Origin of the sequence: Octadecabacter algicola, assembly GCF_021532625.1 — a bacterium.
Lineage (GTDB): Bacteria > Pseudomonadota > Alphaproteobacteria > Rhodobacterales > Rhodobacteraceae > Octadecabacter > Octadecabacter algicola.
This window is the reverse complement of the sequence record NZ_JAKGAR010000003.1, coordinates 23,533-35,935: the sequence shown is the minus strand read 5'-3', so window position 1 is coordinate 35,935 and position 12,403 is coordinate 23,533. Positions and strand designations below refer to the sequence as shown.

9 protein-coding genes are annotated in these 12,403 nt (G+C 56.8%); 6 read left to right on the top strand and 3 right to left on the bottom strand.

All coding sequences use genetic code 11. The annotated features are described in order from the left end of the window. The first annotated feature begins 121 nt into the window (after positions 1-121). The 3 genes from L0666_RS11240 (at position 122) to L0666_RS11230 (ending at position 2,415) form a co-directional block, all read left to right on the top strand. A complete protein-coding gene (locus L0666_RS11240; RefSeq protein ID WP_235261464.1) occupies positions 122-889 on the top strand; it encodes an SDR family oxidoreductase in 768 nt (255 codons plus the stop codon). A 108-nt stretch (positions 890-997) separates the two neighbouring features. Further along, positions 998-1,291, top strand: a complete 294-nt coding sequence (locus tag L0666_RS11235; RefSeq protein ID WP_216035315.1) for a Dabb family protein — start codon at positions 998-1,000, stop codon at positions 1,289-1,291. A 2-nt stretch (positions 1,292-1,293) separates the two neighbouring features. Beyond that, the gene (locus L0666_RS11230; protein WP_235261463.1) at positions 1,294-2,415 is read left to right on the top strand and encodes an aminodeoxychorismate synthase component I; all 1,122 of its coding nucleotides are present in this window, start codon (positions 1,294-1,296) and stop codon (positions 2,413-2,415) included. Here the strand turns inward: L0666_RS11230 and L0666_RS11225 are convergent. Genes L0666_RS11225 through L0666_RS11215 form a run of 3 tightly spaced genes read right to left on the bottom strand, consistent with a single transcriptional unit; the run spans position 2,412 to position 7,848 of the window. After that, positions 2,412-5,714: an error-prone DNA polymerase gene (locus L0666_RS11225; protein WP_235261462.1), complete on the bottom strand. Its 3,303-nt coding sequence runs from the start codon at positions 5,712-5,714 to the stop codon at positions 2,412-2,414. The genes L0666_RS11230 and L0666_RS11225 overlap by 4 nt on opposite strands. Before the next feature lie 9 nt (positions 5,715-5,723). Beyond that, the gene (locus tag L0666_RS11220; RefSeq protein ID WP_235262197.1) at positions 5,724-7,190 is read right to left on the bottom strand and encodes a DNA polymerase Y family protein; all 1,467 of its coding nucleotides are present in this window, start codon (positions 7,188-7,190) and stop codon (positions 5,724-5,726) included. Next, positions 7,159-7,848: an ImuA family protein gene (locus L0666_RS11215; RefSeq protein ID WP_235261461.1), complete on the bottom strand. Its 690-nt coding sequence runs from the start codon at positions 7,846-7,848 to the stop codon at positions 7,159-7,161. The genes L0666_RS11220 and L0666_RS11215 overlap by 32 nt, the downstream gene beginning before the upstream one ends. Positions 7,849-8,063: 215 nt before the next feature. Between L0666_RS11215 and L0666_RS11210 the strand changes: the two genes are divergently transcribed. The 3 genes from L0666_RS11210 to L0666_RS11200 all read left to right on the top strand — a co-directional run bounded on the left by L0666_RS11210 (position 8,064) and on the right by L0666_RS11200 (position 12,403). Next, positions 8,064-10,211, top strand: a complete 2,148-nt coding sequence (locus L0666_RS11210; protein ID WP_235261460.1) for a DEAD/DEAH box helicase — start codon at positions 8,064-8,066, stop codon at positions 10,209-10,211. Positions 10,212-10,503: 292 nt separating this feature from the next. Next, on the top strand, positions 10,504-11,505 hold the full coding sequence (locus L0666_RS11205; RefSeq protein WP_235261459.1) for a taurine ABC transporter substrate-binding protein: 1,002 nt from the start codon (positions 10,504-10,506) through the stop codon (positions 11,503-11,505). Between the two features lie 91 nt (positions 11,506-11,596). Continuing rightward, positions 11,597-12,403, top strand: a complete 807-nt coding sequence (locus L0666_RS11200) for an ABC transporter ATP-binding protein (protein ID WP_235261458.1) — start codon at positions 11,597-11,599, stop codon at positions 12,401-12,403.

Sequence of the window (12,403 nt, the reverse complement as noted above, 5' to 3'; positions counted from 1 at the left end):
CTCTCGACACGGCATTGAGATTCGCGTCATTATCTCTCGAGCCCTGCCGCTTCCGCCTTCAAGTGGGGCCGTTAGGGTTTTGACGCCATCTTAAAAGATGCTCTTTCTGGGAGGAAATAGAATGCAGTCTCAATTGAACGCAGCACCTACGGATTTAACAGGCAAGGTTTGTCTTGTTACAGGGGCCGCTGGCGGGATTGGTCATAGCGCTGTGTCGCATTTTGCCGCTCTTGGGGCGACGGTTTACGCAACAGATATTGCCGACGCGTTCGACGGGCCAGCCAACTATCGGTCGTTCAACTTGTTGGACGAGGCGGGGATATCGGCGTGTACGGATTGGATCGCCGAAATTAAGCCGGACGTGTTGTTCAATAACGCAGCCATCTTTGACATGGGGTCTGTTCTAGAGGCTGATCTTGCACAGTTTGATCGCCTATTCGGCCTTAACGTGCGTGCGTTTTATGCGGTGCTTCAGGCAAGCGCCAAGTCTATGGTCGCCAATGGGCAGGCGGGTTCCATTATCAATCTGGCATCCCAGGCAGGCCACCGTGGCGAGGCCTTGGTTGCGCATTACTGTGCTACGAAGGCAGCTGTAATCAGTTATACTCAGTCAGCCGCGCTCGCGCTTGCGCCGCATAAGGTGCGTGTCAATGCCATTAGTCCAGGGGTGATCGATACGCCGATGTGGAAAGACGTTGATGCGCTGTTTGCCAAGTTCGAAGGCAAAGAGATCGGTCAAAAGAAACGCGAAGTCGGTGAAGCCGTTCCTCTTGGGCATATGGGCGATCCTTCTGATGTTGCCCGCGCCGCAGTTTTTCTCGCCAGCGATCAATCGTCTTATATGACGGCTCAAACCATTGGGATCGACGGCGGTAACGTGCTGAGGTGATGAAACTCAGGCCGAGTTTAAGCTTGGTTATTGCCCCCTTGAAACCGCGACAGGACTGAGACACATGTGACCTAGCTCTCGTTGTCCCATTTGGTAGGTACCAATCTCGTGACCCAAAGATCATTCATTCGCCATGTTGTGCTGTTCAGCGCTAAGGACCAAGCCGACGTAACCCGTATTCGTGATGGGCTGTCGATGCTTGCCGGTATTCCGCATTCGTCCCTCTTCGAAGTGGTTGAAAACAGCCGCGCGGATGCGCTGTCCGGCGAAATTGATGTCGTTGTTTATGCCGAGTTCAAGGACAGTGCGGCATTGGCCGCCTATAAGGCCGACCCGATTTATCAGAAGGCGATTGAGGTCGTGCGCCCCTTGCGCGACATGCGGATCGCTGCTGACTTTTGAACGTGGATAATCCCAATCGTATCCTGTTTGATCGCGGTCCAACAGGAACAGGTGCCGCGTTTAGCGATCCGATCCAGATGATCAGGGCCGATACGCCTGATGACGTGGATGCCGCATTTGCAGCGATGGAACAGGCGCAGGCGGATGGGAAATGGCTGGCTGGCTATCTTTCCTATGAATTTGGCTACCTGACCTCGTCCAAGTTGCGGGATCTTTTGCCCGAAAACCGCATTCTGCCGCTGATCCACTTTGGAGTCTTTGATGGCCCGACCCCATTGCCCGAACAGGATCAAAGCCGCGCGGACCTGACACCAACGGCCCCGCATTGGGGGCGGTCCCGATACGCCAAGGCATTTGGTGCGGTACATGATTACATCGGTGCTGGCGATATCTATCAGGCAAACCTGACGTTCCCCTTGGGCGCGCGCACAAATGGAACGCCAGACGCTCTTTATGCCGCTTTGCAGCAGCGCCAACCGGTGCCCCACGGCGCGTTGGTAACCTTTGACGAAACGGTTCTGCTGTCACGCTCTCCGGAACTGTTCTTTTCGCTGACACGTGACAGGGCGTTGATGACGCGGCCGATGAAAGGCACCGCACCACGCGGTGCGACAACTCAGGACGACAATGCACTGCGCGATGCTTTGCAAGCGTCGGTCAAAAACCGCGCCGAAAATCTGATGATCGTGGATTTGCTGCGCAACGACATGTCGCGTGTATCCGAAGTTGGCAGTGTCAAAGTGCCCGACCTTTTCGTGATTGAACGTTTCGCGACGTTGCACCAGATGACATCGACCATCACATCGCAACTGCGCAAAGATATTTCGCTCTATGATCTTTTCATGGCGCTGTTTCCGTGTGGTTCGATCACTGGCGCGCCGAAGGTGCGGGCCATGCAGATCATCCGCGAGCTCGAAGACACCCCTCGTGAGGCTTATTGTGGTTCCATTGGGTGGATCGCTCCCGATGGCATAATGGAATTTAACGTCGCTATTCGCACGCTGATGTATAAGCCCGACGGCACCGTGCGTCTGAATGTCGGCGGCGGGGTGGTGTATGACAGCACCTCAGATGAGGAATATGAAGAGGCTTTGTTGAAGGCGCGTTTTGCTGATCTAACTTAGTGAAAGTCCCGTGATTTCGGGATGATGCGCGCGTTACGAGGGTGCCCACGCGGACCTTGGGGCAGGGCCTGTTTCACTTCATCTGCTCGGGCAAGGGGCGTTGGCATTACCTCTCCTGATAGGCGGTCCAACACATCACTGCGATTTTCCAGATGGTGCGCGACGATGTGGATGACGTCTTCGCTGCGTTGCACGGTGCCGTGAACCGACAAAATCCGCGACCCCATGATCACCTTGCGGTAGGCCTCCATCATCTTGGGCCACACGACGAGGTTGGCGACACCCGTTTCATCCTCAAGCGTGATGAAACACACACCTTTGGCACTGCCTGGACGTTGGCGGATTAAGACGATGCCTGCCATTTTGATGCTTTGCCCGTTGCGTGCGGTGCGCAGCGATTTGGCATCCGTGTAGCCCTGCTTGCGCATGCTTTGGCGCAAGAATGCCATCGGGTGGGCCTTTAACGACAGTCGCGTCGTCTGGTAATCTGACACAACCTGTTCGCAGATAGGCATCTGTGGCAGGTCAAATCGCTGTTCTTCGCCCTCATCCTTGTTTTCCGCGAATAGCGGCAAATCCGGTGCATCCCGTAACGCCCGCGCATCCCACAGCGCTTGCCGTCGATCCAGAGTCATAGATCGAAACGCATCCGCCGCCGCCAGCCGCCGCATCACCGCCGCGCCCAGCCTTGCACGAGACTTCAGGTCTTCCAAATTGGTGAATGGTTGTTGGCGTGCATCCATGATCCGCTGGGCCATGTCCTGACGCACCCCGTCCACCTGCCGCAACCCGAGCCGTACGGCGAACACCCCGCGCGCGACGGGTTCAAGCGTATTGTCCCAATCGCTGTAGTTCACATCCGCCGCCCGCACGATCCCGTCGTGTTCGCGCAAGTCCCGCACGATTTGGGCCGGCGCATAAAACCCGAGTGGTTGCGAGTTGAGCAAAGCGGCACAAAACACATCCGGATAGTGGCACTTGATCCAGCTGGAAACGTAAACAAGGTGCGCAAAGCTCGCCGCGTGGCTTTCGGGAAACCCGTAGTCCCCGAACCCTTTGATCTGGTTGAAACATCGGGTGGCGAATTCGGGGTCATATCCCCGTTTGATCATCCGCCCGACCATCTTTTCCTCAAGCTCGCCGATGGTACCGCGTGACCGGAATGTCGCCATGGCCTTGCGCAGTTGGTTGGCCTCTGCGGTGGAAAACTCGGCGGCCACCATTGCAACCTTCATGGCCTGTTCTTGAAAGATCGGCACACCTTTGGTGCGGCCCAGAACCTTGAGCAATTCATCTGGGTCATGGGGCGGGGCAGGGGCCGGATAGTCCTCAGGTTCTATCCCACTGCGGCGGCGCAAATAGGGATGCACCATATCGCCCTGAATAGGACCGGGGCGTACAATAGCGACTTGGATCACGAGGTCGTAGAATTCACGCGGTTTCAGGCGGGGCAACATGTTCATCTGGGCACGGCTTTCCACCTGAAAGACCCCCAGACTGTCGCCCTTACACAGCATGTCATAAACGGCATCATCATCTTGCGGTACGCTCGCCAGTGTGAAGCTCTTGCCATAATGCGCATCAATCAAATCGAACGCCTTGCGGATGCAGGTCAGCATCCCCAGCGCAAGGATATCGACCTTTAGGATGCGCAATTCTTCAATGTCGTCCTTGTCCCATTCGATAAAACTGCGATCAGGCATTGCACCGTTTCCAATCGGCACCGTTTCAACCAGCGGGTTTTCGGTCAGGATAAAACCCCCGACATGCTGGCCCAAATGACGGGGCATTCCGATCATTTGATCTGCCAGTTTGATCGTGCGCGCCATGAGCGGATCACTTAGATCAAGCCCCGCCTCAGTCGCTTCTTTTGCGCCCACTTCACGCCCCCAAGACCCCCAAATGGTTTTGGAAAGTGCTGTGGTGACATCTTCGGACAGCCCCATGACCTTGCCGACCTCGCGCACCGCCATACGCGGGCGATAATGGATCACCGTTGCGCATAGCGCGGCCCGCCCACGGCCGTATTTGTTGTAGATATGCTGGATCACTTCCTCGCGGCGTTCATGTTCAAAATCCACGTCGATGTCGGGTGGTTCTTTGCGTTCTTCGGAAATGAACCTCTCAAACAACAGATCGTTTTGGTCAGGGTCCACGGCGGTGATCCCCAATACATAACAGACGGCGGAATTGGCCGCGGACCCGCGCCCCTGACACAGGATCGCTGGTTTGCTTTCATATCGTGCGAAATTTACGATTTGGTGGATGGTCAGGAAGTACTGCGGGATGTCGAGTTTTTCGATCATCGCCAGCTCTTTGTTCAAGGCTGCTGTGACTTTTTCAGGCACGCCATTAGGGTAGCGCCAATCGGCACCTTTCCATGTAAGTTCGGTTAGGTAATCCTGTGGGGTGCGTCCTTCGGGCACGGTTTCGGTCGGGTATTCGTAGGACAGCTCACGCAGGTCAAACTGGCAGGCATCCGCAACGACGCGCGTTGCACGAATGGCATGGGGCCAACGTTCAAATAAGGTTTGCATCTGGGCTGCGGATTTCAGGTGCCGTTCTGCGTTGGCTTGTAGCAAAAATCCCGCTTTCTGAATGGTGGTCTTGTGCAGGATGCAGGTCATCACGTCCTGCAACGGGCGGCGTTCTGGTGCGTGGTAGTGGACGTCGTTTGTTGCCAGAATGGACAGCCCGTGGGCTTTTGCCAAAGCATCCAGTCGATTGATCCGTGCCACATCATCCCCATGATAAAGATAGCTGGCAGCGATGTGTTTTAACGTCGGAAGCGCACGTTTTAGACGCGCGAAATCGGCAATGAACGTGTCCAACTGCGTGGGGGGCAAGGCAACCAATTGCACTCCGTCGCTGTGGCTCGCGAGGTCCTCAAGTGTGATGTCACACACACCCTTGGCCTGCCATTCACCATCCACCCCATGCATTTTGCCCTTGGAAAGCAGCGTGCATAGCCGCCCATAGGCCGCACGATCACGCGGATAGGCAAGAAACTCTTCCCCTGTCACCAGCGCCAAACGGCAACCGATCACAGGCCGCATGCAGGCTTTCAAGGCTTCTGAATGCAATCGCACTACGCCAGCCATGGTGTTTAGGTCAGCACATCCAATCGCATCATATCCCAACGCCCATGCCGCCGCGGCCAAGTCGGCAGCGTCTGATGCCCCGCGTAAAAATGAAAAGCATGTGCTGACGCTCAGCTCAACGAATTTGCTTCGGGCATTGGGGGTGAACGCCCCTTCGTCCAATGTGTGACGGGGGAAATGATTGTCGATTTCAGGCATGGTGCACCTTCATGCGAAACACCCATGCACGAACCAGCGCGGATCACCGCCGCGCCCATCCTCATGCAGCCCTTCACGATACAACCAAATGCGCCGTCCCGTCTGATCCTCAACCTTGAAGTAGTCCCGTAGCCGCGTGCCAGGGCGGTCTTTCCACCATTCGGGCGCAATCCGTTCCGGTCCCGCATAGCGTGCCACGCGGTAGGTTTGCCTGCGCCATATGAATTGTGCGGGCGGACCTTCTGGAACAGCATAAAGGACGCGCACTTCTTCGGGGTGATCAAATAGGCGGATCGGGCGTTCCTTTGGGCGCTCGATCACGGCTTGCGCGATCCCCGCAAGGGCCGCGATCCGATCCTCGCTTCGTTCGGGAATATGGCTTTCGCGCAAAACGGGGCGACTGACGGCACGGGCCCCAAACTTGGCGCTCAACCGATCCACCAAACGGCTTAGGTGCAGGGTATCATCGGACCCGCCATCAAGGTGGTTTTGTACCAATTGCAAAGGTTCAACCCCGCCCGCGGCCAGCGTAATCAGATCAAACCCGAAACCTGGATTGATCTTTTCGACCTTATCGCGAAATAGCCCCAGCAGATGGTTCGGGTCGCGGCTGCTGGCAGAGGTCGCCACATCAACCCAGCTCACATCGCCATCGGTTTTATAGACCACGAGATGCAAACTACGGCACCCTTGGCCGGTCTGTGCCAATTGTTCGCAAAGCTCTTCACACAGCGCAGGCAAATAGGACGTCGGATCAAGGATTGGTTCGGGCAATTGCGTTTGCACGCGAATGCGCGGTTTGGCGTCCACACTGGCGACGGGCTCGGCGATTTTGCCCAGTGCCTGATCCAGCCGCATCAAAGGGTTCGATGCAAGGGCCGCTTTCACGAACCGCCGCGTTAGGGATAGGCGCGGCACATCCATCACGGCGCCAATGGTTTTCAGTCCAAGACGGCGCAGCAGCAGAATGGTTTCCGCTTCAAGCCGTAGTGCGGTGACAGGCAGCGCGCCCAATTTCCACGTTGCCTCATCCGGTCCGCAAACCGACCGCACCGGCCCAAACCGCGCTAAGGCCCATGCCGCGCCCCATGTGGGGGCTACAGCCAACCGGGCCGTAAGCCCAAACCGCGACAATTGTGTTTCCATTTCAACCAGCATCGCCGTTTCGCCGCCCATCAAGTGGTCTGACCCAGTCGTGTCCAAAATCAAACCGTCCTCGCCGTCGCGCACGGACCACGGGCACCAACGCCGCACCCAAAGCACCAGTCGATCAAGGGCGGCGCGATCTCCCGCAAGGTCGGCGTATTCCACCTGCAATTCAGGGCAGATCGCCCGCATATCCACCACCCGTGCGCCTATGTTGATGCCCATCAGACGCGCGGCGCGGTTGGTGGCGTGGATCACGGGGCCATGGTGCCCCTCACGCGCCAGCACAAGCGGCACATCATCCGGTGGCGCGTTGCCCTGCCTGTCCATCACTCGCTGCCAACGATCCATCGCGAACTGCGGCAGGTTGATAGACACGATCCGGTGCCCCGTTTTTGCCCCGCTCATATTCGGCCATCCATTGCCCGGGTTTCAATCGGCGCGAACGGAACAGATCGAGCGACCAACGCGGTGCGCCCGAGGCTTGGGGGTCGTGCGGGTTGGGCGCAGAGGGTAGGGACGACACGCGCCACCGATCCCGTGCTGCGCTCAGGTTTTCGGCAGCGGCGCGTCTGATCAACCAGCAGGGCACCTTGGCGGCCTCTGATCGCATGGCCAGCCGCTTGGTTGCTGTGAAATCCAAGATTGGCGGATCGCCCCAGACTTCGCCGATTACGGCCCCAAGGGCGCGGCAACGCAGTCCGTCTTCCATTGCCCAGAGGACATCGGCGGCACGGGACAGATCGACCATGATAATTGGGTGACGTGTGCCCACCCCCGCCAAATAAGGTCGCCCGCTTTCGCGACGTGTCAAACGGTCCTGCACCCAAAGGATGGGCGCGTCTGTTTGTGGGAGACGTGCCAACATGTAGCCCACAGCCGCCGCATCCACCGCGTTTGTCGCAAAAATCTCGGACAAAGTCGCGCCGTGGGGCGCAGTTCGCCCCGCCTGACCCGCTGGTTTTTCCTGAAGACGCAAAGATCGCATGCACGACACCATTTCCTAAATGTTCACACTTTGTTCTACATTGAGTCGCATCACAGGTCAAACCGAGGATCACGGTGGCTGCATGGCACCTACCCGTACGAAGAGCCTAATAAACCCTATACATTAAAGGCACATCACGTTAGGTGCGGCGCTTGTCGGGCCGATCGGGTTCCGACTCTTTTATTCCGAATACTCAAACAGACGTGGAACGGCCCTTGAAACAGACCCTGGCAGATGCCCTAGAAGCACGCGGATACGATACGCTGACCGCAGTGCAAGAGGCCGTGAGCGACCCCGAAACAAACGGCAAAGACATGTTGGTCTCTGCGCAAACGGGGTCCGGTAAAACGCTCGGGTTTGGATTGGCGATTGCGCCGCAAATCTTGGGCGAAGGCGACAAGTTCGCCCGCGCAGGGTCACCGCTTGCCCTTATCATCGCACCAACACGTGAATTGGCGATGCAGGTGAAACGTGAACTTGCGTGGCTGTTTGAAAAAGCGGGTGTCGTCATGGCGTCCACTGTGGGCGGCATGGACATGCGCGATGAACGCCGCGCATTGGATCGCGGTGCACACATTGTTGTCTCGACACCGGGTCGTTTGCGCGACCACATCATGCGCGGGTCCATTGATCTGTCTAACCTGAAAGCCGTCGTGCTGGATGAAGCTGATGAAATGCTCGATCTTGGATTCCGCGATGACCTTGAATTCATCCTCGAGAACGCGCCAGAAGACCGCCAGACATTGCTGTTCTCTGCGACGGTCCCTGCAGCGATTGCGAAACTTGCTAAATCCTACCAAACCGACGCCCTGCGCATCGCCACAACGAATACGGCCAGCCAGCACGCGGACATCGAATACCGCGCCTTGAACGTTGGGCCGCGCGATACTGAAAACGCTATTATCAATGTGCTGCGCTACTACGAAGCGCCAAACGCCATCGTGTTCTGTAACACCCGTGCCACCGTCAACCGGATGACGACGCGCCTGTCCAACCGCGGTTTCAGCGTTGTTGCGTTGTCTGGCGAGCTGACCCAGTCCGAACGGACCAACGCGCTGCAAGCCATGCGCGATGGCCGCGCGCGGGTTTGTGTGGCGACAGATGTTGCTGCGCGCGGGATCGATTTGCCGAACCTTGAACTGGTGATCCACGCAGAATTGCCGACAGGGTCTGATACATTGCTGCACCGCTCTGGCCGCACAGGCCGCGCTGGCCGCAAAGGGATCTCTGCGCTGATCGTGCCACCAGCCGTGCGCCGCAAGGCCGACCGCCTGTTGGGCTGGGCAAAGTTGACAGCAGAATGGGCCGATGCACCGTCTGCTGACGATGTCACCACCAAAGACGAAGAGCGCATGTTGGAACAGCTGGGCGACGCGGACCCGTTGGACGACAGCGAAACCGGCATCATCAGAAAACTGACCGAGGCCTACACAGCCGAACAAATCGCGACTGCCTATCTGCGCATGTACCGCGAGCGCCACTCCGCACCAGAGGAACTGGCTGCACCGAACGAAGCGCCAAAACCGCGTCAGGCCTTTGGGCCGAGCGTTTGGTTTTCTATCGCTGGTGGGAATAAAGCAGGTGCAGAACCGCGCGTTATCTTGCCTGTCGTTTGTAAGGCAGGCGATGTGTCACGCGATGATATCGGTGCGATCCGTATTCAGAAAGATGCGTCATTCGTCGAGATTCGCGAAAGCGCCGTTAAAGGATTCTTGGCCGCCGTCGGCCCTGACATGATCCTTGAAAAAGGAATGGTGATCGAACGTTTGGCTGCGGCTCCGAAATTGGAACCACGCGGTCCTCGCCCTGACAAACCACGTTTTGACAAGGGCCGATCTGATAAACCGCGCGGCGACAAACCACGTGGTGAGAAGAACTGGGGCGACAAGCCACGCGGGGAAAAAGGCCGAGGCGATAAACCGAAATACGACAAGTCGGGTCCAAAGGATCGCAAGCCACGCCACGGCGATGGCCCTCGTGATGGTGCCCCAAAGTCAAAAGGCACAACCACCCCTGTGGATTGGAACGACGCACCAGCACCGCGCACCAAAAAGCCAAAACCGGACCACGCAAAGGGTGGCAAGCCGTCCTTCAAGAAAAAGCCACGCACGGGCGATGCTAAACCAGCAAACGATGGTGCCGTGGAAGCGTTCAAACCACGTAAGTCCAACGCCAATGACCCGTCCAAGCGGATCGGACGCCCTGGTGCTAGCCTGAAAGGGCCAAAGCCACCAGCAGGCAAAGCTTCTAGCAAGAAGAACCGTGCCCGCGCTGCAGAGAAGTCTGGGGGTGGCAAGCAGGGTGGCACTGGCCGTCCGACCACCAAGAATAAAGGTCCAGGCGGCAAATCAGGACGCAGCTAAGCGGGCATAAGAAACACCCGAATCCGGACACTGGATTCGCTGACCTATCTGCTCTGCGCAAAATACACGCAAACTGCTAATCGATGCAGCACGCGACATTTTCAACGCCTCTACCTCTGGGTAGGGGTGTTAAAATGTATCGCCAGAAAAATTCCGGCAGTAAGTCCAGTTTTCAGAAAGGATTTGACCAATTGTCGATTCGATCTCTAGGCTGTGAGCGCTAAAGCAAAGTTCCTGCACGACGGGAACTTCAAGAAGTTGCACAGCAACACATAACCAACAGGGGATCACCATGATCAAGAAAACAACAGGCGCCATCATCCTTGGCGCAGTGGCTGCATTGTCCGGCACCACAGCAATGGCCGACGGCCATTCAATTACAGTCGGTTACTTCCTCGAGTGGCCAATGCCATTCCAATATGCAAAAGTTCAGGGCACCTACGAAGAAGCACTGGGTATGGAAATCAACTGGGTGTCTTTTGACACCGGTACAGCGATGTCCGCTGCTATGGCATCCGGCGACGTTCAGCTGTCCGTTTCCCAAGGTGTTCCACCGTTCGTCGTTGCTACATCTGCTGGCCAAGACCTTCAGATGCTCGACGTTGCTGTGTCCTACGCGGACAACGACAACTGCGTCGTACGCTCTGACCTTGAAATCGACGGCTCCACAGCTGGCGATCTTGCCGGTTCCAAAGTGGCTGTTCCGCTCGGTACCGCTGCGCACTACGGCTTCCTGCGTCAGATGGATCACTTTGGCGTTGACGTTTCATCCCTCGAAGTTGTCGACATGTCTCCACCGGACGGTGCGGCTGCATTGGCTCAAGGGTCTGTCGACATGATGTGTGGTTGGGGCGGTTCCTTGCGTCGCGCACTGGAAAGCGGCAACACGCTGATGACTGGCGCAGAAAAGACCGAACTCGGCATTCTGGTGTTTGACGTAACATCCGGTCCAACAGGTTGGATCGCGGAAAACGAAGAAACTGTTTCCAAGTTCCTTGCTGTGACAGCTGAAGCCAACGCAATGTGGAATGCTGGCGACATGGCGGACGAAATGCTGCCAATCATCGCGCAAGACGCGGGTATGGACGTCGATGCGACAGCTCAGACTATGGCGACATTCGTGTTCCCATCCGTTGAAGAGCAGCTTGGCGATGCATGGCTCGGCGCTGCGGCTCCGGCATTCTTGTCCGGAGTTGCGAACGTCTTCGTAGATGCAGGCTCCATTGATGGCGCTCTTGAAAGCTACGAAGGTGCGATCAACACTGGTCCACTTGCGTCCGCAAACGAGATGTAAATCGTTTGGAAGGGGCCACACCTGTGTGGCCCTTTTCACCCTTGGTGTGACTGCACTCTTTTCCTATCCACTTTTATAGACTGGGGCTCCAATGTCTGGATTGGCCATCGACAATATTTCTATGCGTTTCGATCTGCCAAACGGCGGTCACGTGCAGGCACTCAAAGACGTCACGCTTGATATCAAGCAAGGCGAACTAATGAGCGTTCTTGGCCCGTCGGGTTGCGGCAAAACGACGTTGCTTAATATTGTCGCGGGTTTTCTTGCGCCAACGGGCGGCGAGACACGCATCAATGACCACGTCGTTGAGGGTCCGAACAAAGAACGCGGTATGGTCTTCCAGCAAGGCGCGTTGTTTGAATGGATGTCGGTGCGCGACAACGTCAGCTTTGGCCCGCGTATGGCTGGTAAAAAGAAAGCCGACTACATGGGCAATGTCGATCACCTGTTGGATGTGGTTGGCCTGCAAGACTTTAAAGAAAAGATGGTCTACGAACTGTCCGGCGGGATGCAACAGCGTGTGGCTTTGGCCCGCTGCCTTGCCAACGATCCGGACGTTATTCTGATGGATGAACCGCTTGGGGCGCTTGACGCGTTGACCCGCGAAAAAATGCAGGGGCTGGTTCTGAAGCTTTGGAAAGAGACCGGTAAAACCATCATCCTCATCACCCACTCAATCGACGAAGCCCTACTGTTGGGCGAACGGGTTCTGGTCATGGCTCCTCGCCCTGGCCGCATCCATAAAGAATACCGCCTGCCGTTTGCGGAAATGGGCGTAGAGACGGACTTGCGGGAAGTAAAAGAGCATCCTGACTACACCACCACCCGCGAAGAAATCCTGACGATGATCTGGGACATGGAAGAAGAAATCATGGGTCGAACTGAGGTGGAGGAATAA